Raw genomic sequence first — 25,900 nt, 5'->3', positions numbered from 1 at the left:
GTGACGTGCGTGTCACGAAGGACCAGCCAGAAGGAGACTGAAACGCATGGCCGGGTTTTGAGAAGAGCTCCCAGCGACGGCCAAGACGGTCTAGAGTGCTGTTTCAACCACGAAGTAGCACGTAGGCCCCGGTTCAGACTCGCTCTGGCCGGGGCCTTCGCTTTGTCCGGCCTGTCCCCGAGGAGTCGGCCTGCTCGCTCCAACATCCTGATGAAACGAGCATGTTCGAAGCATAGCATCCTCGATGCAAGAAATCGGCACAGAGATCCGCCGGACGCCGACGCAAGCTATCGTAAGTTGAAAGTTTGCAAGTTTTCGGCGAAACTTGTCGCATGAATGACGTTGGCGAGGAGCCGCGCCCAGTCGGCCCATCTGTGTTGGTCCGTTTCGGCGCTGAGAACGTTCGTTCGTTCCGCGACCCGTTCGAGGTCTCTCTTGTGGCGACGGCAGTGGCGGAGAAGGAGATCGTCCGTACAGTCGCGTGGCGAGAGGGACAGACAAAGACCAGCCAGATCGGAGTTCTGCCCGCAGCGGGCTTCTTCGGGGCGAACGCCTCAGGCAAGAGCAACGTCCTGCGAGTGTTGGATGACATGCGAACCATCGTGTTGCAGTCGTTCAGGTCTTGGACCAACGAGAACCACACGCAGAGGTATCCGTTCCGGCTCGATGAGGCAAGCTCGAAGCAGCCGTCGCGATTCGAGATCGATGTCATTCTTAACGGCGTATTGCACCAGTACGGGTTCGTTTTGGATGACCGCAGGATCATTTCGGAATGGGCCAACCGATTCCCGAAGGGTCGAGTTCAGCGAATCTTTGTTAGAGACGCGGGCACTTTTGAGTTCGGCACAGGGGCTGCGAGCTCCACGGTGAAAGCATCCGAAGTCGTGCGGTCGAATGCTCTCTTACTCTCCACGGCCGTCGCGTTCAAGGGCAGCGAGCTCCAGCCTCTCTACGACTGGTTCGGACGCAATCTACGGCTTGCGACTGCAGCGAACCGCGACATGCGCCAAGTGTTCACAGCAAAACAACTCGAGAACGAGAGCCGCCGCGATCGCATTTTGAAGTTGCTCCGCGCAGCCGACCTCGGGGTGATTGGCGCCGAGGAAATCGACTTTGATGGCTTTCCCGAAGAGCTTCGCGAGAAGCTTGAGAAGGTTCTTGCGATTCTGAACGAAGGATCGGACTCGGAGGTCCGGCTTGGCGATGCTCCTAACCTTGTTGCGCTCGTCCACCGTGGAGCGAATGGTCAAGCCATTCGCTTCTCCCACGACGAAGAGTCACTTGGCACTGCCGTGTGGCTCGGTATCGCCGGGCCGATCATCGATGCTCTCGACGAAGGCTCGGTGCTCCTTGCCGACGAACTTGACGCCAGTCTTCATCCAGTCCTCGTCGAGCACATGATTCGACTCTTCCAGGATCCGGAGTCGAACCCGAACCGAGCCCAACTTCTGTTTAACTCCCACGATGCCCACCTGCTAGGCGACGCGTCTGGTGACCGAACCATTGGTCGCGATCAGGTCTGGTTCACGGAGAAGGAAAACGACGGCTCCACCTCCGTGTACCCACTGTCGGACTTGAATCCGCGCCGTCAAGAAGCCGTTGCCAAGCGATACCTCGAAGGACGCTACGGGGCTGTACCCATCATCGCCCCGGGAGACTTCGCGAGCGCCGTGCGACTTGAGTCGACTCGCTAATGGCCGCGAATTCTGGACGACCGACCCGCAAAGTCAGTTCCGCTAGGGCGAAGTATGCAATTGAGATCTTCAGCGAAGGCGAGAAGACCGAGGTCCAGTACATCTTCGAGTGGCACCGCAGGCATCGGGATCGTGTAGCCATCAATTTTGCGGTTGTCGGCCACGGGCCATTGCAACTGGTTGAGGCAGCCGTACGCGACAAGGACAAAGCTGAAACTGCAGAGCGGCGGGGGCGCGGGCGGGCGCCAGACGAGTTCTGGTGCGTCTTCGACATCGACGAGCACCCAGATGTTCCCCGAGCCATCGAGCTTGCGGCGAGTCACGACATTGAGGTAGCCATCTCGAACCCGTGCATTGAGCTCTGGCTTTACCTTCACTACGTGGATCACCGTAGATGGGACCATCGTCGCGACGTCCAGCGTGCGCTCAAGGCCTGTTCCGGTATCGACAAGACGCTCGGTTCCGAGCATCTTGAATTCCTGGTCGGGAACTATGAGACGGCTCGGGGGCGAGCAATCGCGCTCGACAAGATGCACGATGCTAACGCAGCAGACGACCGTAACCCTAGCAGCGGCGTCTGGCGCTTAGTCGAAGCGATTCGAAACCCGTGAACGGTAGCGCTCGCGCCTGAGAAGAGACGGCCCAAGGAAGCAGACGGGTGTTGTGCGAGAGACTTCTCAACGGTGAACATCACCGTCCCTGGTGGCCAGCTCGTCGCGCAGGCCAACTAGACCGCATCAAACTGGGCGCTGTGGGGCGGCCATGGTGGGCGGACCTGACGTGCTCGGCCGGTGTGTCTGGAGGTTGCGACGTCAGACCCGATTTGTCGCGGCGAAGGTGTTGAGTCGGTCCTGAGCGACCGACTGTGCGGCGAGGAGCGCGTCGGAAGCTACGCCGCAGAGGCGTAGGCATGATGAGGCGATCGCGCGAGCGACCGAGGTGGTTACGTTTCGGCCGTTGGCCCGGATGCTGATCACCGCCTCGACGAGCTGCAGCAGCAGTTCACCGAGACTATCGGGATCTAAGCCGTCCGACCTCGACGAATCGATCACCGTGATGGCCAGGTCGCGATAGGCGCAGAGCAGGTCGCGCCGGCACGCGGCGTACTCTTCGGCGGCGGGTGAGGACATCACGTCGGGGATGCGGGCCAGTAGGCCGATGTTGTGGGGTGCCGTCGCGAGGGTGTTGATGTCGATGAGCGCCAGCAGATAGAGCGCGGTCGGTCGTGGGTCGTCGGCGGTCAGGGTGAGGATCTGGCCGACCTGGTCGAGTGTGGGTCGCAGGGTGCGTGCGAGCAGAGCAGCGAGAATCTCGTCCTTGCCAGCGAAGTGGTAGTAGAGAGACGCCTGGCGGATGCCAACCTTCTCAGCGATCTCGCGGGTCGAGGTGGCGGCGAACCCACGGGTGACGAAGAGCCGTCCTGCAGCGTCGAGAACCTGGTCGCGCGGGCTCAGCGTCGACGCGACGGTGGTGTGCCGTGGCCGCCCGACGCCGCGTCGTCTTGAGGTCTCGGAGACGGGGATGGCGAAGGACATGGACGAACCTCTCAACTGGCGGGTGTCGTTGGTGGTCCCAGCCGCGTGGCACGTTCGGGGGCCACACGGCCAGGACCTGAAACCACCCTCGCGCGGTGAGGGACTTGCTGGCAGGGCACTCAATTGGGCAGGTCAGGGCAATCTGCGCCGTTCAGAACGCAGCCCACTTCCATGGTCGGGGGATCTCGCCACGTAGGCAGGCGAGCCGGTGAGAGACCTCCGCCGCCGCGTCGGCGTTGTGCGCTGCCTTGTCTGCGACGAAGGCGGTCCAGCGCAATTCCTGTAGGTCTGCGAGTGTCCGGAACCAGCGCTCTTCGCGTACGTCGTAGCCGCCGTAGGCGGTGACGAAGGCGGTGTAGTCGTCGCTGTCGATGCGGGCGAAGTCTTCGTGGTCGACGGCGAGGGGGATCAGGTCCCACGCTGGGTGTCCGATCGCGACGTTGTCGAAGTCGAGAAGGATAGGTGAGCCGCTGTCGGGCACGACCAGATTGCCTTGCCAAGCGTCGCCGTGGATGACATGTCGGGAATGGGGGATGTCGGTGGTTGCCAGGTCCGTGCCCAGGTTCGCGAGTCGGTCCTGAAGCCAGACGCGGTCGGTGGTGGAGATCCCGCTCGCAGACTCGATGCGCTCAGCGACATGCCCGACCATGTCGAGGTTCGGTAGGTCGATGGTGGTCGGCGCTGGTAGGTCGTGAAGCTTGCGTAGCACAGCGCCCAGCTCGGCAGGTGTTGCGTGGCGATGGGTCGCGATGGGTGTCCACCAGCTCACGGGCCTCCCGGCGACAATGACGAGTCTCAATCCATCGATCGGGAGGTTCGCGTCTATCCCGTTGGCAGACAGCCACGAAGCGATCTGCATCTGGCGGGCGGCCTCTTCGGCCGTTCCGGAGCGGCCGACGCGGGCCACCACCCCTGCGTTCGGCAGAAGGTAGATGGCGTTGGAACCGTCCCTCAACAGGCAGGCTCCCGCAGTGTTCAATCCAATTTGCGAAGCCGCCTGGTGCAGCGTTCCGAGGTTGTCACTAGTAGTCGGTGCTGTCACGGTGGCCCTCCTAGCGGGTTCATCTGGTGCGTGCCTCGTTGGTCGCTGCGTGGTGGAGGTCTCGTGCTGCGGACGATCCGGTCGCGGCCGTGGCTGACCCCCAACTTGGGTGATCGGGCACGCGGCCCAGGAGGAACTAGCTGTACCCGGCCACCACGTTGGTCACAGGCGGCTGATCGGTGGCAGGCGTCCGAGTGAGCTGTGGTGGCGCACAGTGTTGTAGTGCTCGAGCCAGGGTGCAAGGGCGGCTGCTCGGGCGGCGTTGCTGGTGTAGGTCTGGCGGTAGGCCCACTCGGTGGCCAGCGTGCGGTTGAGGCGCTCCACCTTCCCGTTCTGCCATGGGCAGTGGGGCTTAATGAACTTCTGCTTCGCGCCCAGCGCAGCGCACACGCGCTTGACGTCGTTGGAGTACCGGTAGGCGAAGGCGTTGTCGGTCATCACCCGCTCGAGCCGGGTGATGCCCTTGGCGGCGAAGTAGGCCGCGGCCCGCTCCAGGAACGCCGCGCAGGTCTCGCCCTTCTCGTCGGGAAGGATCTCTGAATAGGCCAGCCGCGAGTGGTCGTCGACGAGTGAGTGCACGTAGTCGTAGCCGATGGGCTTCTTGTCGACGCGGGACTGGTGGTTCTCGCGTGTCTGTCCTTGGGCCCGCCAGCCCCCGCCGTCGGGGATCTTGCCGAGCTTCTTGACGTCCATGTGGACCAGCTCGCCGGGCCGTTCGCGCTCGTAGCGTTGTGCGGTCTGCTTCGAGGACCGGATCACTTCACCGGTCATCGGGTCGCACTCGCGCAGGTAGGGCACGCCGTGGCGCCGCAGGATCCGTGCCACGGTCCGGGGCGGAACCCCGACCCTGGGACCGAGCACGTCCTGGCCCTCGCGGTGCTCAGCTCGTGCTGCGAGGACCTTCTGCTCGACCTCGGGGCTGGTGCGCGTAGGCATACGGTGCGGCCGCGACGAACGTGTCTCCAGACCGGCCTCGCCTTCGGCGGCATAGCGCTCGATCCAGGTCCGCACACACTTGCGGGAGACCCCCATCGCGGCAGCGATGTGGGCCTGCTTCCAGCCGGCCTGATCGCGTTGAACGATCAGCATGCGGCCGTGGACGGTCAGACGGGCGTTACGGTGGGACACAGAGCCTCCCGGGTGGATGTGGGCCTTCGACAAGCCACACCCCACTCGGGGGCTCTACCTACGTCAACGACAACGCGCCTCTGCTACCAACCTCATGGCCGGGTACAACTAGCCGGGGGAGGAGTGGCGCTGACGCTCGCCCTACGGACGGCACGATCATCGATCCAGCCGGTGCCTCAGCTTCTGAGGAGCGCAGAACCGGTAACTCTCGGTCACCAGCTCGGCCACCTCTTCCCAGTCTGTATCGCCGTCGAGCACCATGCCGACGACGGTGGGCGACCACGGAGGCTGGTAGAACGGTGGCCCGGCGTGGACCAGGGCCAGCAGTTCGTCGCCGGAGGATCGGAAGGTCAGCACCGTCGTGGGCTCGGTCACCCCGGTCATATCGCGGTACGCCGACGTGTACCCCTCTTGGGCGACCAGGACGTGAGCGAAGGTCTTCTTCCTGACTCGCCACCTGACGCCGGTCCAGGCATCCTCCTCGTAGGCGTCGGGAAGCGACAACGCGGTCGACGCAACCTTGGCGACTACGTCGGTGGCGGGCTCGATGCGCGGCGGCCGGGACATGCCGCAAGTCTGTCAGCGACTGCGCGGATGACGGCGTGGGTAGGTCCTCGCGACGCGACCTGTGCGGAACGAGAGAGCAGTCTGGAGCTGTGTGCTCGGCCCGTGTGCCCAGGACGGTTCGTCTCTCAGGCGAAGCGCGTCGCGATCCCGGGGTAGTCGAGGACGAGCCCATACTTGTCGTACACCAACACGGCGTTGAAACCGCCTTCGGAGTGGTAGTCGAACCGGTGGTCGTCGAGGCGTCGGTAGGACTGGTCGAGGCGTCTGACCTGCAGGTCAAGTGCCTGGACGTAGGCGGCGGGCGCGGTGGCGACGTCGCCTAGCGGCAGGTCCAGCCGGTGGACGGGAAGGGTGTTGGTGCAGGCAGAGGCCTCGAGGTCGACGTCGTAGAGCCCGTCGAGCTCGGGCGCCGACCGGCCATCGACGGTCCAGGAACCTTTGCCGTCCGAGACGAGTACCGTGGACCGTCGCCCGCGAGCGGTGTCATTGTGGACGGGACTTCGCGCGTACGCCAGAGGGCGTCAACCGAGATCTCATAGTGGACCGCGTAGGCCTGGCCCGCCTCGACGGCTGAGGTGTATCCACGGATGCCGGAGGCGTCTCGATAGACGACCTCGAACCCGTCGACGGCGTCGACGAACTGCCACGCAGCGAACGGCGGGATCTCCTCGTATGCCATGTCGGGAGTAAACCAGCACACGTCCAAGCGAGGTGGCCCATCTTGTGGGCGGTACGTCTCGCCCCGTCACGCACGCGATCTCGGCGAGTCAGAGCTTCAGCCGTCGAATCCTTCGACCAGCTCAGCTGGGGCGGCGGCGAGCCAGGCGTCGACCAGCAGGTCGCGGAGGTCTCCGGGGTCGATGACGCTGAGCTCGATGAGCACGGCGGGGTAGTTGTTGAAGTGCTCGATGGTGAAGACGCCGTCGATGCCGGCGGCGAGGACGCCTTCCTTCTCGTGCAGGTCGGCGGTGTTGACCGCGAGGATCGGCGGTGCGGGCGGGGTCTGGTCGCCGAAGCGCTTGAGGTCGGCCTTGCTGTACCGGCGGAGCCAGGCGAAGCCCTTGCCGCGTACGGACCAGGTCGGGTGCCCGTGACGCTCGCCCTCGGCGACCTCGGGCAGCTCGCCGATGATCCGAGCCACGTCTTGGAGCGTTGCCATGCTTGGAGCGTAGTTCGTGGCGCTGCTCGATCGGGGTGGATCGGCCGAGCCGGTGAGTAAGGTCGGTTCGGTGAGTTCCATGGTCGACTCGGTCGTGTCCCGGCTGTTGCGGACCCGCGCTGTCGTACGCGCGCCGATCTGGCTCTATCGACACCGGGCCGGGTGGCTCCTCGGATCCCGGATGTTGATGCTCGAGCACATCGGCCGCCGATCAGGGGTCCCGCGATATGTCTGTCTCGAGGTCGTCGAGCGGCCGACTGCGGACGAGATCGTGGTGGTGAGCGGCTTCGGCACCGGGGCGCAGTGGTACCGGAACCTCCTGGCCGAGCCTGCATGTCGCGTCAGCATCGGGAAGCGTACGAGCGTCGCGGCTCAGGCGACGTTACTCTCGGAGCAGGAGTCCGCTGCGGTGCTGGGTCGCTATCAGGAGGCCCACCCGAAGGCCTGGCGGCGCCTGCGCGGTGCGATCGAGACGGCGGTTGGTCACGAGGTCGAGGGACTGCCGATGGTGAACCTGAGACTCATAGGAGACTGAGATGCGTCGCAAGTGGCTGTGGTTGATGAAGAACACGCTCAACAGGGTGACGACGCGGGTCGCTCGTTCCGGACACGGGCCGTTCTCGCTCGTGCGTCACGTGGGCCGGAAGTCGGGGAAGACGTACGAGACGCCGATCATGCTCGCGCAGGCGCCGGAAGGTTTCATCGCGGAGCTGACGTACGGCGAGGACGTCAACTGGTACCGCAACATCGTCGCCGCCGGCGGCTGTGAGGTGTTCGTGGACGGGAAGTGGCACCGGGTCTCCGCGATCGAGCCCTACCCATCCGAGGCCGGACGCGACGCCTTCGGCTATCCCGCCAAGCTGGTTCTGCAGGTGCTGCAACGGCGCGAGTTCAGGCTGCTGCGTACGGCCTGATCATCCTGCTCCGGACGGTGCCGCCGGTGGCGTGTGCTCGTCGAGCGTGATCGGCCGAAACCGGCTGAAACTCAGTCGTGGCGAGGTCGGAGTGCCCCCTACAGTTCTCCTGCGCGTTGAACGGGAGGGGAGTGGCGCATTGAAGCTTGCGGGCCAGACCTGGCGCACGACACTGAGTCACGTGTCTCTCGGCGCAGAGACCTATCGCGTGGTGCAGCCCGCGAAGACCCCGGCGCACGCGTCCTTGCACGGTGGATACCACGGCTGGCATCTGTCAGCAGACAAGCGCGCGTCGCTCGATCTGGCGGCGGCCTGGTGGCTCGCCGCCCGGTCTCGGCACTCGCTGATCTATTTGCCGCTCCGATCTAGCCCGGCACTATGCGGGCAGGAGTACAACGGGGGCCGCCTCGACCTCGTGCTGCTGCACCACACCTTGGCCTTTCCGGTTTCGCGCTGGAAGCGGGTGCGTGGCGGCTTAGGCAAGGGACGACCCCACAAGATCACGCTCCCGGAAGATGGATTCCCGAGGTTCTCGGGTGAGGAACACCGCCAGGAGTCGCACCGCGAGTTCAAGGACCGACTCGATTGGCGCGTGGCAGCGGACACGCTGTTCGTTGTCGGAAGCCAGCGGGCCTTCGACCTTCGGGCAAACGAGATTCGACGGTTGGCCGAGGAGTGCCCGGCACACCTCCACGAGAACCCCCAGACTCATTGCTGCGCCGAGATCGACATCGGCGACCGCTGGCGCTATCCCGCCAAGCGCAATGCACAATCAGAACTACACATCCAGGCGTGCAACGAGCACTGGTGACTTCGCGGGCTGCGGATCTACGCCCCCGGCGCGCTGAGTGCGCGTAGGTGGTTGCGGAAGTCGGCGCCGTCGGCGGGGGAGCGGTACTCCAGCTCGTGAGCAACCTCGCTGGCGACGAGCAGAAGGCTGGGTTGAGACCGTCGCTCGTGGTTCAAGGCGGCGCCGGCGAGCTCGAGCGCGGTGACCGGGCTGCCGTCGCGAGCGGCCAGGACGGCCTTGGTCAACTGCGCCTCGGCGAGTCGCATCGGACTGATCACGGTGCCGTCGGGGCGGGTGCTGGTGGCGATGACGGTGTCTGCCATGGCGTCGGCCATGCGTTCGCGGCCGTGCAGGGTGCGGTAGGCGTCCATCGCGTAGAAGGAGGCCTTGGTCGGGTCGACGTTGAAGTGGTTGCGTACGTTCGATGGCAGGTCGTTGCTGTCGAGGACCTCGCGGACTCGATCGAGTGCGACCTCGGTCTTGTGGCTGTCCTTCATCCGTGCGTACGCCTTGGCCTTCTGCGCATGGAGCTGGGCGGCCACTGAGGCGTTGGGAGCGCAGCGGATACCGGCATCGGCGGCCGCGATCACGTTGGGCATGTCGCCTTGGGTCAGCGCCATCCACGCCCGGATCTCCCACGTCCAAGCGGCCATCACGTTGTCGCCCAGGTCTGCGGCGAAGCCTTCGGCGGCGACCCGTGCCTGATGCGTGGCCTGCTCGTCGCCCTGGTCCCACATCAGGCATGCCCGGAGCAGCGACAACCAGCCGGTGAGGTGGATGACCCGCTCGTGGCCGGCGAGCGACACCCGCCCTTCGTGCACGAGAGAGGCGAGCTCCTTCAGCCAGTCGTCGACCTCGATGGTCAACGAGCGGGCATCCTGGGCTGAGTAGGCGGTGCACAGGCGTTCGACCTCAGCCTCGGCCTGTGCGAGATGCGCCTCGCCCACCTTTGGCATACGCAGCGCGGCGACCAGGTCGGTGAACTCGGTCGGGCTGAGTCGGTCCGGGACGTTCTGGTTCGCGAGCGGGCGCTGGGCGAAGAAGTCGGCGACCGGCAGGTCGAACATCGCGGCGATCGCCTGCTGGGTCTCGGGCGACGGATTGGCGATCTCTCCACGCCGGTAGCGCTTGAACATCGCGAGCACGGAGTCGAGCTGAGTCTCCTCGTGGAAGGGCGACAGGGCGATGTAGTGCATCGCGGTCTCCCGGTTGCTCCAGCCCTTGGCGGCCTGAAGACGTACGAGCCTCTCGTGCCACTGCTCAGCCATCCGGCCTCCCGGTGCGTTCGGTGTCTCGTCATGCGCTCCCGAGGCGACAGGACGACTCGCACAAACCTAACAACGAAGACCGAGCAGCGGGGGGACCACTGGGATCACCGGCGATGCTCCCCGGCTGCTCTCTCCTGCCCGCGGTCGTCCACGGTCATCGTGAGTGAAACACGACTTCGGACGAAAGGATCGCGATGAGCCACTACGCGCTCGCCACCGCAACCCGACCGGGTCGGCCTCGGGTGATCCCTCGGGTGGCCAGCGCACGTGCCCCTCGCGACGAGATCCTCCAGGCGGCCGCAGAGCTCTTCGTGAACCGGGGGTTCGCGGCGACCTCGACGCGGGACATCGCGGAGAAGGTCGGCATCCGGCAGGCGTCGCTGTACTACCACTTCGAAGGCAAGCCCGGCATCCTCGCTGAACTCCTCGAGCTCTCGGTGCGGCCGAGCCTCGAGAAGGTCGAGCGGATCGAGCTGGAGTGTCCGGCCGACGTCCCGGAGGCGGCGCTCTATCTGCTCGCGCTGATCGACGCGGACACCCTCGCGACGGTGCCGCAGAACATCGGGAAGCTCTATCGGATGCCCGATGTCCGGACCAGCGAGGTCTTCGAGGAGTTCGAGCCTGCGCTGCAGGAGCTGACTGCTGCGTACGGTCGGCTCGGTGCCGACGTCGTCAGCGGCCCGGTCGCCGGGACGGTGGGCGTGAGCCAGCTGGGTGGACTGCTGGTCCAGGTGGTCGAGGTGGTGATCCGGATCCGATCCCGCGGTGACGAGGTCACCGGTTCTCATGCGCAGGCGGTCGCCGCCGCCTGTCTGCGGATCTGCGGAGTGCCCGCGGAGAGGATCGCCCGTGCAGGGGCTACGGCCGACGAGCTCCTGCCGGGGTTTGGACAGGAGCGGCGGGCGTAACGAACGGGTGGAAGTTGCGGGCGCCGACCCCGCGGGCGAGCTCTTCGCTGGAACGGCGCGTGCACTTCGGGGCATCCCCTCAGGAAGTTGTGCTGATCTTCCAACTGGAGGCCGCAGAACGCTTTAGGGTGGGTCGACGCTCGGAGGTCATCAAGGGGGTGGGTTTGTCGACCGACACGGGGTCCGTTGCGACCTGGCTTAAGGAAGTGTGGCCCGCTGAGGGGCCGGCGATTGTCTTCATCGAGGGTTTCAGCGGTGTAGGAAAGAGCCGTCTAGGACGCGATCTGGTGCAGTCTTGGCCCGGCGTTGCAGTTCGAGTGGAGGTCGGCCCGGACACGCTGGGTCTCGAAGACCTTCTGCTCGAGGTGGCTATGCACCTGGACGAGCTCGGTAATTCCACGATGTCAGACCGAGAGGACTTCGATTTTGTCGTAGGACTCCGTGCTGTGATGCGTACCGGGGCTCTCTTGGTCCTAGATGATGCGCAGCATCTGCAGGACCCAGTGACGCGGCTTCCGTCGGCAGACCTGAGGCGTCTTGTCGATCTAGTGGATCAGAGCAACGCCGGACGCCTTATGCTCATCACGAATCAGGCGCCCGCCGATGGTGAGTGGTTGGATAAATGCCGACGGATCGTTCTGCAAGCTCCGCCGGAGAGCGAAGCCTTGGTGTTGCTAGAAGCTCTTCTGCGTGACACGGGCAGAGAGGCCGATATCCCCGAAAGTCTGCGGCCGGACGTCGTGCGCTGGCTCGGCGGCAACCCGCGTGCCTTACGTGCCCTAGTCGCATGCTTGGGCGACGAACCCCTCGAATCCCTGATTGAGATCGAGCCTGACGCATGGCTACTTCGAGATGAGATCGTCTCGCCTCAATTGATCCAACGTCTCGAAACGTACTTTCTGACACGGACGCTTGACCAGTTGGCAGGTAACTCCCTGCTGCTACTTGAACTCCTCTCCGTGTATAGAAAGCCGTTCCGCAAGGATGCGATCGAACGTCTCGACCGTGTAGTCGCAGAACTAAGCCAGGCGCAGTCGACGTTGCAGAGCCGGTACCTCATGGAGTTCCATGTAGGCTACTTCGCACTCCATCCCGTCATGAGGAGACTGGCGCGAGCGCGTCTGTCACAGAATCCGCGTCGCGAACACAATGCTCATCAGGCTGCCGCCGAGCATTTTGTTCGGCGACTGCGCCGCGGAACGGCGCGGCTAAGCCTCGCTCAAGCGGGTGAGTCATTCGTCGAAGCGAGGTACCACCTGCTTACCGCGGGGGCTGACTCCGAGTTCGAAAATCTAGCATCCGACTACCGTAGAGAACTTGCGCTACAGTATCGCAGCGCGAAATCTCTGCCAAAGGATCCTGGAGCTAGAAGGCAGTTGCTAGCGACTTTGCTTGCGGCCTTGACGCATGAGGATCGAGGATACGCGCACCTGCGGATCAACTTGGCGCGCCTGCTACTCGAGCGCGCTGGAACCGATGATTCCCGTCTCGCCATCCGACAGTTGACGTTGGCCTCGCGCGAGTCGAAGGATGTCTACTGCTGGAATACCCGGCTTGACCTCGCGATCTCGCTGGAGGGGCTTTCCGTCGGTAGAACCGTCGCCGAGCAAGCGGTTCTAGCGGTTGCGGAGGGAAGCAGGTGGCAGGTCTTTTACCGCTTTGCTGCGCATCTTGTCTCGCTGGAGCGGCCGATCTACGACAGAGATGCGCTCGCATGGCTCGATCGCGGCCTTATGGAGGTTCCCGCAAAGGATCAGCGACTCCTCTACGCGTTGTCCTCGTTCACGTTGTCGAGGAATCGCCGCCGCGATGAGGCAATCGAATTGCTCCTGGGTGGCTACGAGCGCCTCGGCGGTGCAACGGATGCGAACTCGTGGAGATTGCTCGAGGAAGCGGCGTTCATCGCTGCTGTGAGCACAAACCGGGACAAGAGATTAAGTGATATCCGTGAGGTGGCCGCCGACAACGCTTGGGGTGAAAGTCTTCAGGTGCTGTGCGAAGTCTTACGACTTCAAGGAATCGGGGCATGGGCGGCGGCCGCCGATGTGGCCCGTTCTGCCAACTCTCCCGCGTTGACGGCCCAGAGGGCCTTTTCGTTACTGTGCTCAGGTGAGGTGGCAGCCGCGGAAGCTGTCGTCACAGGGGAACGGATTCCCCAGAATCGTTCCACTGCTTGGCTGCGTGCGTTGATCGCTCTTTGCGCCCGACGCGCCGATCTATACGCAGAGGAGATGGCCGGGGCTGTAGATCGGCAGTTGACTCTTTCTGAAGCGAGCGATCCGTCGCTTTGGTTCAAGGTGTGGGACCGGATCCCGAGTCGCCTTGAGTCGTACCCTGCCTTCTACTTTCCACGCCTCCCGGCGAGCCTGACCGGACTACGGGTCGACCTAGTTCGGCTTCCCGAACAAGGTCCGAACCGCAACTCAGTGAGCCTTCGCGAAATTCAACTCCCGACGCTAAATGCCGGTTCTGAAGTCGTTGATGAACTAACCGAAGTCTTCCAGTCACGAACTCTGCTACTCAACATAGAAGGAAACCTAATCATGTCGAACGATTCATATAACGTTTCAGGTCAGGCGGGAGCGGTGGGGCCAGGAGCTGTTGCCTCCGGCAACACCTTCAATCAATACGTGGCGGGCCTAAATCCAGAACAAATGGCAAATCTCGCAGCGGAACTCGGAACGTTGAGACAGGCGATGCGTGCCCGCGCTGTGGCTCCAGAGGAGGACATGGCGATAGCCGAGATTGCCCGGGCTGAGATGGCAGCTGGCGCCAACGACCAATCAGTTCTTCAGAACGCGTTGATGAAGGCAGGGCGATGGGCCTGGGACACTGCCAACGCGATTGGTACGCCGATTGCGTCGGCTGCCCTGAAAGCCGCGATCGGCCTTTAACTCCCCGAGGCCCGCCGGTTAAGAATCGAGCTATCTGGGGCGGTTTGCCCGCCATGCGACACGTGCCGTATCTCGACCGGTGGGAACCGGGGCTGTAGCGGGCGCGCCTGATCCGGCGCCATCGAGACTCGGAGGTGGCTGAAAATGTGGCTGACCTGCTGCAAGTCGGAGAAAGCGTTCCGATGATCAGGGGTTGGGATCGAGGTGGGGGAAGTTGCGGTTGAGGGCCCAGTCGATCCTCACGCGCTGGCTGCGGTCCATCTGAAGGCTGGGAACCATCGTGGGATACACCCATTCCGCGTGGGTGTTCTCAGCTGATGGGGTGGGCTCGCCGGCGAGGTAGCGGCCGGCGTAGATGATGGAGCACTCCTGGCGTACCTCGCCGTTGGTGGTGTTCTCGATGCGGTGGCGGGGGTCGGTCCAGATCCCGATCAGGCCGGTCACCTCGATGGTGATGCCGGTCTCCTCGAAGGTCTCGCGGACCGCGGCAGCCGTCAGCGACTCACCGGGCTCCATCGCCCCGCCGGGCATGGTCCAGTTGCCGGTGTCATCGCGGCGGATCAGCAGGATCCTGCCCGGGTCGTCGAGCACGAAGGCGCCAGCGCTGGGTCGGATGCTGTTGACCTCGGGCGCCGAGGGATCGTTGTGCCAGTCGACTCGTCGGGCCATGCGGCTCCCGCCAGGGGCGCGAGGGCGTGGCGGATGTACAGACGTGTCCATTGTCGGCCGAGATCCCACGGTGGCGAGCATAGCCGAATTTGCCGAGGTCAAACGCACGCAAGCAGGGCCGTGCCGGCCACGAGTTCGATCCCGAAGTAGAACCAGATCGGATAGAAACCTGCGGGGGTATCGAGAAGGCGAGAGATGAGTCGGCCGCCGGCCATCCCGATCAGGGCGAGGCCGACGGCGGTCACGGCGCCGGTCCGGATGTCGCCGATGTCGAGGGCGGCGACGCCGAGCACGGCGGCCATCGCGATGCCGAACCCGCCGTAGACCGCGCGGATTTCCGATCGCGACTCGGGCGTCTTCGCCGAGAGGTGGAACGGGGCGGCGAGGGCGCTCGGGGTGACCAGGGCGTACGTCCCCATCGCGAGGAAGAAGACGCCGATGACGGCGATGGTCAGGCTGGCCACGGTGTTCACCGTGGGATCATGACGCGCATGGCGAGCGAGCCGCTTCCGGATTCGTGCTGCGACGACGCGCGGCCGACGGTCTGGCTCTGGTCGGGACATGCGGCGTACCGGGGCCCGTCGTTGCGGCTGGGCACGCACTCCGGGTCGGTCACCTGCTTCGCGCTGGGCCTGGACGCTCCCTTCCTGCTGCGATCAGGGCAGGCCGAGCCACGGCGGGTGCGGAGCGCGCTGATCCCTGCGCGTACGTCCCATCGGATCGTCGCGGGGGAGGAGCAGACGATGCTGTTCTTCTACGTCGACCCCGGCGCATCGGCGACGGCGCGCCTGCTCGGGCAGATGACCGACCGGACGAGCACGATCGCGTACGACCATCGCGACGAGGCGGCGCTGATCGCGGACTGGAGCCAGGGGCCGGTCACGGATCCGGAAATGCTGCGACGACGTCTGCTCGATGCCGGTGAGGCCGAGCCGACCGACGAGCGGATCCGCGCCATGATGCAGCTGCTTCGCGACCGACCCGGCGAGCGGGGGAGCGCGGCGGAGCTGGCCGCCGCGGTCAACCTCTCCCAGTCGCGCTTCCTGCACCTGTTCTCGGCTGAGTCGGGCACCAGCTTTCGCCGCTACCGCCTCTCTGGGCCAGGATGCGGTACGCCGCCGCGGCCGTGAGTCAGGGTGCGGATCTCTCGACGGCCGCCAGCGACGCGGGGTTCGCCTCCCCGAGCCACTTCAGCGACACCTTCCGCGCGATGTTCGGACTCACCGCCACGCAGCTGCTCGCCAACCAGCTCCGGATCGTCGTGATGGGGCAGCTGACTAGCTCGTGACAGCGCCGACCGCGGCCGACTGCACCGTACGCCGGTACTTGCCGAGCACTCCGCGCTGATACTTCGAGGGGAGTGGCTCCCAGCCGACCTTCCGCTGCTCCAGCTCCTCGGGTTCCACCTCGACCTCGAGGGTGCGGTTGACGACGTCGAGGACGATGGGGTCGCCGTCGCGGACGAAGGCGATCGGGCCGGCGTCGACTGCCTCTGGGGCGATGTGACCGACGCAGAGACCCGTGGTTCCTCCGGAGAACCGGCCGTCGGTGATCAGCAGGACGTCCTTGCCGAGACCAGCGCCCTTGATGGCTCCCGTGATGGCGAGCATCTCCCGCATGCCCGGGCCGCCCTTCGGGCCCTCGTTACGAATGACCACGACGTCACCCGCGACGATGAGCCCCGCTTCGAGGGCGTCCATCGCGGCCCGCTCGCCGTCGAAGACCCGGGCAGTGCCGCGGAAGACGGTGTCGTCGAAGCCGGCCGTCTTGACGACAGCGCCCTCGGGAGCGAGCGAGCCCTTGAGGATGGTGAGACCACCGGTGCGGTGGATCGGCCGCTCGAAGGAGTGGATCACCTCGTCATCGAGCGCGGGCGGGCTCAGCTCCGCGAGGTTCTGAGCCATGGTCTTCCCGGTCACTGTGAGGCAGTCGCCGTGGAGCAGGCCGGCGTCGAGGAGCGCCTTCATCACGACCGGGATCCCGCCGATCTTGTCGACGTCGTTCATGACGTACTTGCCGTACGGCTTGAGGTCGGCGAGGTGGGGGACCTTCTCGCCGACCCGGGTGAAGTCGTCGAGAGTCAGGTCGACCTCGGCCTCGTTGGCGATGGCCAGCAGGTGCAGCACGGCGTTGGTGGAACCGCCGAGGGCCATCACGACGGCGATGGCGTTCTCGAAGGCTTCCTTGGTCATGATCTGGCGCGCGGTGATGCCCTTGCGCAGCAGCCCGACCACCGCTTCGCCCGAGCGGTGGGCGAAGCCGTCGCGTCGGCGGTCGACCGCGGGGGGAGCGGCCGAACCGGGCAATGACATGCCCATCGCCTCGGCGACGGCAGCCATCGTGTTCGCGGTGTACATGCCTCCGCAGGCACCTTCGCCAGGGCAGATCGCCTTCTCGATGCGGGTGACCTCGTCGCGGCTGATCTTCCCCGCGATGCAGGCCCCGACCGCCTCGAAGGCGTCGATGATCGTGACGTCGCGGCCGTCGACCTGCCCGGGCATGGTCGAGCCGGCATAGAGGAACACCGAGGCGAGATCGAGCCGAGCAGCCGCCATCAGCATGCCGGGCAGCGACTTGTCACAGCCCGCGAGCAGCACGGAGCCGTCGAGCCGCTCGGCGCTCATCACGGTCTCGACCGAGTCGGCGATGATCTCGCGCGAGACCAGCGAGAAGTGCATGCCCTCGTGGCCCATCGAGATTCCGTCGGAGACGGAGATGGTGCCGAACTCCAGCGGATAGCCGGCGGCCGCATGGACGCCGTTCTTCACCGCCTTTGCGAGCCGGTCGAGGGACAGGTTGCACGGCGTGATCTCGTTCCACGACGACGCGACGCCGATCTGCGGCTTCGCGAAGTCGTCGTCTCCGAGGCCGACGGCCCGCAACATGCCTCGGGCAGCGGTGGCTTCCAGGCCATCGGTGACGGCGCGCGACCTGGGCTTGATGTCAGGTGTGTCGGGGCTGAGTGAGTTCACATGTACGAGGCTATCTCCGCGATGACCTTGAAGCGGTGAGCATCGCTTGCCCTGCTCGGACCAGCGGTCGGTTCGGGGATGTCGTCGTCGACCAGCTCTGGATACGGGCACTATGCCGCGCGGACCTCGATCACGACGGCCTCGGTGATCGCTGCGAGCACTTCGTCTTCGTACCCGGGTGTGTGGCGCGCCGCCCAGGGACGCAACTTGGACAAGAACCCGTCGACGTCGGCTTCCATGGTGGCGAGGGCAGCCTCGACGGCCTCTGGGGCGGCATCGATCCGTGCGCTCGTTCCGTCGTCGAAATCTTGGGTGATGACGACTCGTCCGTCTGTGACGGTCAGACCGGTGTCCGGCGAATGTCCGAGCCACGCGCCGGCTGACTCGCCGGCCAAGACGTCGTACACCTCGCTGCGTTCGTCGAGAGAGACGCAGCAGCCGGGAAGCATGGTCGTTCCTGAGGTTACGTCGGCGAAGGAGGGACCACCGAAGGCGAGCGGGCGGGTGGGGTCGTTGCTATTGGCCAATGCAGCGGCGACCCGACCGAGGTATACCGGGATGGACGCGGCAGCCTCATTCTTCTCATCCCAGTAGAACCAGTGGAGGATCGCCTGGACGACAGATCCGACCTGCTCGTCGTTGAGATCACCGGACAATGCGACGGGACCGAGCCGTCCGGTCCCGAGCGTGGGCCAGAAGGTGAACCCCTGGTCATAACCGACCTCGACGACTGCTTCGACCTTCAGCGCTTGCACGTAGCGCATTCTTGCTGATTACGAGCGCGTCAGCCTGTGGATTTATGTCCCGGTCGGCAGAGACTCGATGTACTCCTCGGTCGGCCCGAAGTCGGGGTCCGGGTGGACCTCGACGTACGTCGCGGGGTGGGTGAGGTCGAGGATGGCGATCTGGTTGGCGCCGGTGCGCCAGAGGGGAGCGGGAGCGTAGAGGCGGCGTTGGGGGCCTCGGCTCCATAGGCGGCCGAGCAGGGTGCCGTTGAGCCAGACGAAGCGGTCTCCGTCGCCGGGTACGGCGAGCCAGCCGTCGACGGGCGCCTCGGCGTCGATGACGGCGTGTGTGAGTCCGTCGAGGTCATCGAGGGCCCAGCGGTCGAGGGGTGCGAGGTGGTGGTCCCAGCCGTGGACGAGGCGCCGGTCGACCTGGACGCCGCCGAGGATCCCTTTGTGCTCGCCGAGCAGCGGGCCGTAGTTGACGCGGCCGAGCGCTTCGACGACGAGGGTCAGCTCGGCGACCGCGCCGAGACCGGGAAGCGTCAGCACCGCGGCTTCGGCGTCGTCGCGCTCGAGCAGGCCGAGGGCGCGCCCGTCCAGGAAGACGTACGCCCTGTCGTGCAGTCCACGCACGGTGAGTTGGACGTCGTGGCTGGGGAGCGTGACCGAGGAGCGGTACGTCACCAGACCGGCGTCGACGCCGAGCTCCTCGAAACTCAGCGGCCCCGCCGCGCGCGTCGCCGGCCCGCGGGTCACCAGGGACAGGAGGTCGGTGCCAGGAGACAGCGGCGCCGACGAGAACCCGTGGCGCAGCGGATCCGGCGGCAGCGCGGGCAGTGCGTCGACCGTGCGCCCGGTGGCGGGCGCCAGGATCTCGCGGTAGAGGCTGAACTTCTCCGAGACCCGGCCGTCCTCGCCGACCGGGGCGTCGGAGTCGTAGCTGGTGACCGTGGGCTGGATGCGGCGACCGTCGTGGTTGGCGCCGGCCCAGAGGCCGAAGTTGGTGCCGCCGTGTGCCATGTAGACGCTCACCGAGCCGCCGAGGTCGACGATCTCGCGCAGCGTCGCGGCGGCGCTCTCCGGGGAGCGTACGTGGTGGTTCTCGCCCCAGTGGTCGAACCAGCCGTTCCAGAACTCGGCGCACAGGAAGGGCTCGCCGGGCCGTCGTGATCGCAGCATCGTGTGGGCCTCCTCGGCGCGGCTTCCGAAGGTCGCCGCGGCGAGCGTGTCCTCGACCATGCCGGCGTCGAGCATGACCTCTGTCGGGCCGTCGGCGGTGTAGAGCAGCTCGGTGACGCCACGGTCGAGGAGCCCCTGCCGGAGCCAGGTGAGGTGGGCGGCGTCGTCGCCGTAGGAGCCGTACTCGTTCTCCACCTGCACCGCCACGACCGGCCCGCCGTGACCGGCTTGGAGCGGGACGAGGTGGGGGAGCAGGACATCGAACCAGCGTGAGACGGCGTCCTGGTAGACCGGATCGCTGCTGCGCGGTGCGCGAGTGCGCGCGGTCAGCCACGACGGGAGCCCACCGTTGGTCCACTCGGCGCAGATGTAGGGGCCGGGGCGCCCGATCACGTCGAGCCCGAGGTCGCCGGCGATCGTGACGAAGCGGGCCAGGTCGCGGGGCCCGGTGAAGTCCGGGGATCCCTCGTCCTGCTCGTGGAAGTTCCAGGCGACGTAGGTGTCGATCGTGTTGAACCCGGTGGCCGCGACCCGCCGCAGCCGGTCCTCCCACAGGTCCGGGTGGATGCGGAAGTAGTGGATGGACCCGGACAGGATCCGGTGGGGGACACCGTGCTTCAGGAACTCGCCGGCGCGCCAGGTCAAGGTGGGGATCACTCGCCCGAGGTTATGACAACTTTTGAGCACAACCTAGCCAATCCGCGCAAAACTCTGCATGATGGTCGGACCTCGTCAGGCCCACCCCCACCCTCGGGAGTCACGATGCCGAAGCGTTTCCCCACAGCCCTCCTCGCGTCCGTGACGGCCTTCGCCGGCGTGGCCGCCATCGCGCCCGAAAGCCATGCCGCCCCCGCAGGCGGCGGCTTCACGCTGACCTCGCCCGTGCTGAGCGTGCGCGTAGCCGAGGACTTCCCGGCCGTGCTCGGCTACCGGCACACCGCCGGTGGCCAGATCGGTGGCGCCACGACAACGCCGACCGCCGTACGGATCAACGGCACCGCGCACACGGCGACCGTGACCGGCACGCAGGTCGATTCCGACACGGCGACCTACCGACTGACCTTCGCCGACCTGCCCGGCGTCGAGCTCGACGCGAAGCTCGAGGTGGCCGGCGACGTCGTCACCTTCGCGGTCACCAAGGTGACCGACACCGACGAGCACCGGGTCGGCACCCTCGACATCCCCGGACACGATCTCCTCTCGGTCAGCTCGGACCAGGCCGGCGCGACCGTGAACACCGCCGTCGTGAGCGCGGACCGCACCACCAACGGCGACACCCATACCGAGGTCACCGCGGACCTGGCCACGACCGAGAAGCCGGTCGGATCCGCGTACGCCATCGTGGACACCGACCAGCTCGCCGCCGCGATCGAGACCAACTCGGTCTATGACCAGAGCGGCGGCGACTCGACCAACGAGCGTGGCCGGATCTGGCGCAGCGTGAGCGCCACCGACAGCGGTCGCCGGGTCGGGCTGTGGAGCGGCCAGTGGACCTACCGGGCGACCGGCTCGCCCTACACCGAGGAGCTCCCGTGGGCGAAGGTCACCGTCACCCCCGACGCCAACGGTGACCAGGCCGTCGACTGGCAGGACGGCGCGATCGCGCTGCGCGACATCCAGCGGCCGATGAACGGCGCGGAGGAGACCCCCGAGCGGGTGGTCACACACATCCCGTTCAACTTCGCCAGCCAGGCGACCCACCCGTTCCTGCGTACGCTCGACGACGTCAAGCGGGTCTCGCTGGCCACCGACGGGCTGGGTCAGCTGGCCGTGCTGAAGGGGTACGGCTCCGAGGGCCACGACTCCGCGCACCCCGACTACGGCGGCAACTACAACACCCGCGCCGGCGGGCTCGACGACCTCAACACCCTGGTCCGTGCGGGCGAGAAGTGGGGCGCCGACTTCGGCGTCCACGTGAACGCGACCGAGGCCTACCCCGAGGCCAAGACCTTCAACGAGACGCTCGTGAACGAGGGCAGTCCCGGCTGGGACTGGATCGACCAGTCCTACTACATCGACCAGCGCACCGACCTCGCCACCAAGAACATCGTCGACCGCTTCGCCCAGCTGCGCCGCGAGACGCACCCGAACCTCGACTTCCTCTACATCGACGTCTACTACTCCTTCGGCTGGCTGCAGGAGCGCCTCGCCCACGAGCTGCGCGGGCAGGGCTGGAACCTCGGCACCGAGTGGTCCTACCACTTCGAGGAGGACGCGCTCTGGTCCCACTGGGCCAACGACGAGTCCTACGGCGGCGCCACCAACAAGGGCCTGAACAGCCAGATGATCCGGTTCGTACGCAACGGGCAGAAGGACACCTGGAACCCGCACAAGCTGCTCGGGCACACCGAGATCGTCGAGTTTGAGGGATGGACCGGCGAGAACGACGTCGACGCCTTCTACGACAACATCTGGCAGACGAACCTGCCGACCAAGTATCTGCAGCAGAACCCGATCCTGCGCTGGAGCCGCGACGAGATCGTCCAGGACGGCGGCGTACGCGTGGTCAACACCGGCCAGACCGACGCGACCCGGAAGATCTATCAGGACGGCGACCTCGTGCTCGACGGCGATGCCTACCTCCTCCCGTGGAAGGACGACGCGAAGCTCTACCACCACAACACCGACGGCGGCCGGACCACGTGGAGCCTGACCGACGCGTGGAGCACCAGCAGCCGGCTCAACGTCTACGAGCTCACCGAGCAGGGCCGGGTCGCGGCGGGCAGCGTGCCGGTCCGAGCCGGCAAGGTCACGCTCGATGCGAAGGCCGGGACGGCGTACGTCCTGACCAAGGCTCCCGGCGGCTCGCCCACGCCGCAGTGGGGTCAGGGCAGCCACGTCGCCGACCCCGGCTTCAACGCCGGCGACCTCGACGCCTGGCACCCGAGCGGCCCGGCCACGACCGGGCGGACCTCGACCGGTCAGCAGGTCGCCGTCCTGGGCGCCGGCGGCAGGGCCGCGATCAGCCAGCGACTGAACGGCCTGCGCAGCGGACGTAACGCGCTGGGTGTCTGGGTGGAGGTCGAGCCCGGCCGGAGCCGGGCCACCACCGTCGCCGTCACCTCCGGCGGCAAGACCTACGCCCAACGCGTCGAGCGCTCGACCGCGAAGAACCTGGTCGCCGCAGACGAGCTGCACAGCACCTACTTCCAGCGGGTCGAGGTGCCCTTCGACGTCGGCGGCGACGGCGCCGCGACCGTCAGGATCTCCGCGGACGCGGGATCGGCGAAAGTCCGCCTCGATGACGTACGCGTCGTCGCGGTCGAGCGCGACCTGCCGGCCGCGCCCGGCGCGAACGTCATCGTGAAGGAGGACTTCGAGGAGGTCGTCCAGGGCTGGTCGCCGTTCGTCAAGGGCACCTCGGGCGGCGTCACCGACCCGCGCACCCACCTGGCCGAGCGGCACGAGCCGTACACGCAGCGCGGCTGGAACGGCAAGGTCACCGACGACGTGATCAGCGGCGAGTGGTCGCTCAAGTCGCATGCCGAGAACGGCGGCCTCGTCTACCGCACCGTCCCGCAGACCGTACGTCTCGAGCCCGGCCATCGCTACCGGGTCTCCTTCGACCACCAGACCGAGCGGGCCGACGACTACGAGTGGGTCACCGGCTACGACTCGGTCGCGAGCGGCGAGCCGCGCTCGGTCGAGGTCGCTGCCCGCCCGATCGGCAAGCAGGTCGAGACGGCCAGGTTCAGCGAGGAGTTCGTCGCCGGCGGCTGCGGCGACTATTGGGTCGGTCTGCGGACCGCCGACGACAACGGCGCGAACGGCGACATCAGCATCGACGACTTCACCGTCGAGGACCTCGGTGCGGCCGCTGACCTGCCGGCCTGCGCGACCCTCGCCGTCGACGCCGGCGAGGAGAAGCTGCTGCCGGGCGCGGTCACCGAGGTCACCACCACGCTGACCAGCGACGAGGCGTCCGAGACCGGCGCCGGAAAGGTCGGGCTCGAGGTGCCGGAGGGCTGGACGGCCGAGGCCACCACGCCGGCGGCATTCGACTCGCTCGCTCCCGGGGAGAGCCACGCGGTGACCTGGAAGGTCACGCCGCCGGCCGACGCGGCCGAGTCGAGCTATCAGCTCACCGGCTCTGCGACGTACGACGTCGGTGGCGAGACGCGCACGGTGACCCGCTCGGCCACGGTGCAGACCGCGCCGCCTCCGCCGACCGCGGACACCTACGCCAGCGATCTCGGCTGGATCTCGGCCACCAACGGCTGGGGACCGGTCGAGCGCGACACCAGCGTGGGGGAGAACGCTGCCGGCGACGGTGGGCCGATCACGCTCGCCGGCAAGGTCTACACCAAGGGGCTGGGGGCGCATGCGGTCTCGAAGGTGCGCTACTACCTGGCCGGCAACTGCACCAGCTTCACCGCCGACGTCGGGGTGGACGACGTACAGACGTCGCGGGGATCGGTGAGGTTCTCCGTCGTCGCGGACGGGACGACGGTCGCCGAGACCGGCACCCTGGGGCCGGTCAGTGCCACCGTTCCGATCACCGCCGACGTCACCGGTGCCGACTATGTCGACCTGGTGGCCGGCGATGCCGGCGACGGGAACGGCAACGACCACGCCGACTGGGCCGACGCGACCTTCCACTGCGGCCCCTGAGAGGCCGGACCTGCGTAGGCTGTCCGGGACCCAGGAAGGGGGCCCATGAGACAACAGCGACTCAACCAGCTGCTCGAGCTGATCAGCGAGCACGGGCACGTGTCGATCGCGGAGGTGGAGAGCGCGCTCGGTGTCTCGGCGGCGACCGCCCGCCGCGACATCGGGCACCTCGCCGACCAGCGGCTGGTCACCCGGACACATGGCGGCGCGACCGCGCTCGGATCGGCGTACGAGCTGCCGTTGCAGTACAAGATCGGTCGCCAGGCCGACGCGAAGCGGGCGATCGCGACCGCGGTCGCCGACCTGCTCGTGCCGGGCGAGACGGTCGCGCTCAACGGCGGCACGACCACCAGCGAGGTGGCCCGCGCGATCGGGCGCCACCCCGACCTGGCCGAGGACGACAGCATCACCGTGGTCACGAACGCGCTCAACATCGCCTACGAGCTCTCGATCCGGCCCAACGTCAACATCGTGGTGACCGGGGGGGCCGCGCGCACCCAGTCCTACGAGCTGGTCGGCCCGCTGAGCGAAGGGGTGCTGTCCAAGATCCACATCGACACCGCGATCCTGGGTGTCGACGGCATCAGCACCCGGGCCGGGCTCACCACGATCCACCCGGCCGAGGCCAAGATCAGCGCCGACTTCATCGCGGCGGCGCAGCGCACCATCGTCGTGGCCGACAGCACCAAGCTCGAGCATCCGACCTTCGCGCGCATCCGCGACCTCTCCTGCGTCTCCATGCTCGTCACCGACAAGCCGGTGCCGGAGTCGCTCGCGAAGGCACTGACCGACGGCGGGACGGAGATCATCGTCACGACTGAGCGATAATGATCATTTGTGGTGCTTTATTGACAGAAACGCGCAGCGCGTTGGATGATTCGGGTCCAGCCGGCAACACATCGGAGGGTGACCCGAGACCATGACCGCATCTGCACCGACGACGCATCTCGCAGCCGAGATCGCGACGCAGCCCGCCAACTGGCTGGCCGCCAGGAGCACCGCCGAACGATCGGCCGACGCCCTGCCGAAGGCGGGGGAGAAGGTCGCGGTCATCGGCTGCGGGACCTCGCTCTACATGGCCCAGGCGTACGCCGCGCTGCGCGAGGAGCAGGGTCACGGCATCACCGACGCCTGGACGCCGACCGAGGCCCGGCTCGACCGGGACTACGACCGGCTGGTGGCGATCACTCGGTCCGGGACCACGACCGAGGTCGTCGACCTGCTCGCCCGGATCCGGGGCACGATCCCGGCGACGGTGATCTCCTCTTCGCCCGGCACCCCGGCCCTCGAGCTGGCCGAGCCGATCCTCATGCCCGAGATCGACGAGAAGTCGGTGGTCCAGACCCGCTTCGCGACCACGACGCTCGCCCTGCTCCGCTGGCACCTCGGTGAGGACCTGAGCCTGGCCGCCGATCAGGCCCAGCAGATCATCGACGCGGGCGAGAGTGCGTACGGCCCGGCGCTGACCGCCGAGCAGCTCACCTTCGTGGGCCGCGGCTGGACCAACGGAGTCGCGCAGGAGGCGGCGCTCAAGCTCCGGGAGTCCGCGCAGCTGTGGACCGAGTCCTACCCGATGATGGAGTACCGCCACGGCCCGCTCTCGATCAGCGCCCCCGGCCGGGTCGTGTGGGCCTTCGGTGACCTGGTGCCGGGCTTCGCCGACGACGTCGCGGTCACCGGCGCCGACCTCGTGCACCACGAGATCGACCCGCTCGCCGACCTGGTGCGCGTGCATCTGCTGTGCGTGGAGCGCGCCCGTCGGGCCGGTCTCGACCCCGACGCACCGCGCAACCTCACCCGCTCGATCATCCTGAACCCGGCTGCTGCCGACCCCGAGTGAAG

Annotated in this window: 24 protein-coding genes; 12 read left to right on the top strand and 12 right to left on the bottom strand. The window is 66.6% G+C overall.

Annotated elements, in window-relative coordinates:
- Nucleotides 1-332 precede the first annotated feature (332 nt).
- Nucleotides 333-1,694: an AAA family ATPase gene (locus ACW14X_RS03510; RefSeq protein ID WP_457164737.1), complete on the top strand. Its 1,362-nt coding sequence runs from the start codon at nucleotides 333-335 to the stop codon at nucleotides 1,692-1,694.
- The gene (locus tag ACW14X_RS03505; protein ID WP_457164736.1) at nucleotides 1,694-2,305 is read left to right on the top strand and encodes an RloB family protein; all 612 of its coding nucleotides are present in this window, start codon (nucleotides 1,694-1,696) and stop codon (nucleotides 2,303-2,305) included. Before ACW14X_RS03510 ends, ACW14X_RS03505 begins: the two co-directional genes overlap by 1 nt.
- Before the next feature lie 201 nt (nucleotides 2,306-2,506).
- Here ACW14X_RS03505 and ACW14X_RS03500 read toward each other — a convergent pair whose 3' ends face one another.
- The 6 genes from ACW14X_RS03500 to ACW14X_RS03475 all read right to left on the bottom strand — a co-directional run bounded on the left by ACW14X_RS03500 (nucleotide 2,507) and on the right by ACW14X_RS03475 (nucleotide 7,125).
- A complete protein-coding gene (locus tag ACW14X_RS03500) occupies nucleotides 2,507-3,229 on the bottom strand; it encodes a TetR/AcrR family transcriptional regulator (RefSeq protein ID WP_457164735.1) in 723 nt (240 codons plus the stop codon).
- Nucleotides 3,230-3,380: 151 nt separating this feature from the next.
- Nucleotides 3,381-4,271: a phosphotransferase family protein gene (locus ACW14X_RS03495; RefSeq protein ID WP_457164734.1), complete on the bottom strand. Its 891-nt coding sequence runs from the start codon at nucleotides 4,269-4,271 to the stop codon at nucleotides 3,381-3,383.
- Between the two features lie 162 nt (nucleotides 4,272-4,433).
- Nucleotides 4,434-5,399: an IS481 family transposase gene (locus tag ACW14X_RS03490; RefSeq protein WP_457162611.1), complete on the bottom strand. Its 966-nt coding sequence runs from the start codon at nucleotides 5,397-5,399 to the stop codon at nucleotides 4,434-4,436.
- Between the two features lie 156 nt (nucleotides 5,400-5,555).
- Entirely contained in the window at nucleotides 5,556-5,966 is a 411-nt protein-coding gene (locus tag ACW14X_RS03485; protein ID WP_457164733.1) for an MmcQ/YjbR family DNA-binding protein, read from the bottom strand.
- Between the two features lie 125 nt (nucleotides 5,967-6,091).
- On the bottom strand, nucleotides 6,092-6,481 hold the full coding sequence (locus tag ACW14X_RS03480) for a putative glycolipid-binding domain-containing protein (RefSeq protein WP_457166042.1): 390 nt from the start codon (nucleotides 6,479-6,481) through the stop codon (nucleotides 6,092-6,094).
- Between the two features lie 260 nt (nucleotides 6,482-6,741).
- Entirely contained in the window at nucleotides 6,742-7,125 is a 384-nt protein-coding gene (locus ACW14X_RS03475) for an MmcQ/YjbR family DNA-binding protein (RefSeq protein ID WP_457164732.1), read from the bottom strand.
- A gap of 79 nt (nucleotides 7,126-7,204) precedes the next feature.
- On the opposite strand from ACW14X_RS03475, the gene ACW14X_RS03470 reads away from it, so the two are divergent.
- The 3 genes from ACW14X_RS03470 (at nucleotide 7,205) to ACW14X_RS03460 (ending at nucleotide 8,850) form a co-directional block, all read left to right on the top strand.
- Nucleotides 7,205-7,660, top strand: a complete 456-nt coding sequence (locus ACW14X_RS03470; protein ID WP_457166041.1) for a nitroreductase family deazaflavin-dependent oxidoreductase — start codon at nucleotides 7,205-7,207, stop codon at nucleotides 7,658-7,660.
- Nucleotide 7,661: 1 nt separating this feature from the next.
- Complete coding sequence (locus ACW14X_RS03465; RefSeq protein WP_457164731.1) at nucleotides 7,662-8,039, top strand: nitroreductase family deazaflavin-dependent oxidoreductase; 378 nt, start codon at nucleotides 7,662-7,664, stop codon at nucleotides 8,037-8,039.
- 181 nt (nucleotides 8,040-8,220) lie between these two features.
- Complete coding sequence (locus tag ACW14X_RS03460; protein WP_457164730.1) at nucleotides 8,221-8,850, top strand: hypothetical protein; 630 nt, start codon at nucleotides 8,221-8,223, stop codon at nucleotides 8,848-8,850.
- Nucleotides 8,851-8,867: 17 nt separating this feature from the next.
- Here ACW14X_RS03460 and ACW14X_RS03455 read toward each other — a convergent pair whose 3' ends face one another.
- Complete coding sequence (locus ACW14X_RS03455) at nucleotides 8,868-10,097, bottom strand: hypothetical protein (protein WP_457164729.1); 1,230 nt, start codon at nucleotides 10,095-10,097, stop codon at nucleotides 8,868-8,870.
- Between the two features lie 194 nt (nucleotides 10,098-10,291).
- On the opposite strand from ACW14X_RS03455, the gene ACW14X_RS03450 reads away from it, so the two are divergent.
- Together ACW14X_RS03450 and ACW14X_RS03445 are read left to right on the top strand one after the other, a co-directional pair.
- Nucleotides 10,292-11,005, top strand: a complete 714-nt coding sequence (locus tag ACW14X_RS03450) for a TetR/AcrR family transcriptional regulator (RefSeq protein WP_457164728.1) — start codon at nucleotides 10,292-10,294, stop codon at nucleotides 11,003-11,005.
- 59 nt (nucleotides 11,006-11,064) lie between these two features.
- The gene (locus tag ACW14X_RS03445) at nucleotides 11,065-13,899 is read left to right on the top strand and encodes an ATP-binding protein (protein ID WP_457164727.1); all 2,835 of its coding nucleotides are present in this window, start codon (nucleotides 11,065-11,067) and stop codon (nucleotides 13,897-13,899) included.
- A gap of 186 nt (nucleotides 13,900-14,085) precedes the next feature.
- Here the strand turns inward: ACW14X_RS03445 and ACW14X_RS03440 are convergent, their stop codons facing one another.
- Nucleotides 14,086-14,568 (bottom strand): NUDIX hydrolase, encoded by a 483-nt coding sequence (locus ACW14X_RS03440; RefSeq protein ID WP_350720637.1) that lies wholly within the window; start codon nucleotides 14,566-14,568, stop codon nucleotides 14,086-14,088.
- Between the two features lie 98 nt (nucleotides 14,569-14,666).
- A complete protein-coding gene (locus tag ACW14X_RS03435; RefSeq protein ID WP_457164726.1) occupies nucleotides 14,667-15,041 on the bottom strand; it encodes a DUF4345 domain-containing protein in 375 nt (124 codons plus the stop codon).
- A gap of 9 nt (nucleotides 15,042-15,050) precedes the next feature.
- On the opposite strand from ACW14X_RS03435, the gene ACW14X_RS03430 reads away from it, so the two are divergent.
- Complete coding sequence (locus tag ACW14X_RS03430) at nucleotides 15,051-15,698, top strand: hypothetical protein (RefSeq protein WP_457164725.1); 648 nt, start codon at nucleotides 15,051-15,053, stop codon at nucleotides 15,696-15,698.
- Nucleotides 15,695-15,856 carry a helix-turn-helix domain-containing protein gene (locus ACW14X_RS03425; protein ID WP_457164724.1) on the top strand — a complete coding sequence of 54 codons (162 nt, stop codon included), beginning with the start codon at nucleotides 15,695-15,697 and terminating at the stop codon, nucleotides 15,854-15,856. The genes ACW14X_RS03430 and ACW14X_RS03425 overlap by 4 nt, the downstream gene beginning before the upstream one ends.
- Here ACW14X_RS03425 and ilvD read toward each other — a convergent pair.
- From ilvD to ACW14X_RS03410, 3 genes are all read right to left on the bottom strand, one after another.
- On the bottom strand, nucleotides 15,846-17,540 hold the full coding sequence (ilvD, locus tag ACW14X_RS03420) for a dihydroxy-acid dehydratase (protein WP_457164723.1): 1,695 nt from the start codon (nucleotides 17,538-17,540) through the stop codon (nucleotides 15,846-15,848). The two genes, ACW14X_RS03425 and ilvD, sit on opposite strands and share 11 nt — an antisense overlap.
- A 110-nt stretch (nucleotides 17,541-17,650) precedes the next feature.
- Nucleotides 17,651-18,295 (bottom strand): hypothetical protein, encoded by a 645-nt coding sequence (locus ACW14X_RS03415; protein WP_457164722.1) that lies wholly within the window; start codon nucleotides 18,293-18,295, stop codon nucleotides 17,651-17,653.
- Nucleotides 18,296-18,337: 42 nt separating this feature from the next.
- Entirely contained in the window at nucleotides 18,338-20,104 is a 1,767-nt protein-coding gene (locus tag ACW14X_RS03410; RefSeq protein ID WP_457164721.1) for a glycoside hydrolase family 35 protein, read from the bottom strand.
- Nucleotides 20,105-20,209: 105 nt separating this feature from the next.
- Between ACW14X_RS03410 and ACW14X_RS03405 the strand changes: the two genes are divergently transcribed.
- The 3 genes from ACW14X_RS03405 (at nucleotide 20,210) to ACW14X_RS03395 (ending at nucleotide 25,898) form a co-directional block, all read left to right on the top strand.
- Nucleotides 20,210-24,058 (top strand): endo-alpha-N-acetylgalactosaminidase family protein, encoded by a 3,849-nt coding sequence (locus ACW14X_RS03405; RefSeq protein ID WP_457164720.1) that lies wholly within the window; start codon nucleotides 20,210-20,212, stop codon nucleotides 24,056-24,058.
- Nucleotides 24,059-24,103: 45 nt separating this feature from the next.
- Nucleotides 24,104-24,886 (top strand): DeoR/GlpR family DNA-binding transcription regulator, encoded by a 783-nt coding sequence (locus tag ACW14X_RS03400; RefSeq protein WP_350720624.1) that lies wholly within the window; start codon nucleotides 24,104-24,106, stop codon nucleotides 24,884-24,886.
- Between the two features lie 91 nt (nucleotides 24,887-24,977).
- Nucleotides 24,978-25,898, top strand: a complete 921-nt coding sequence (locus tag ACW14X_RS03395) for an SIS domain-containing protein (RefSeq protein WP_457164719.1) — start codon at nucleotides 24,978-24,980, stop codon at nucleotides 25,896-25,898.
- Nucleotides 25,899-25,900: the final 2 nt, after the last annotated feature.

The sequence above is a fragment of the Nocardioides sp. YJ-D4 genome, assembly GCF_054031495.1.
Note: the sequence above shows the minus strand (reverse complement) of the source record. Positions and strands in the feature narration are given on the sequence as shown.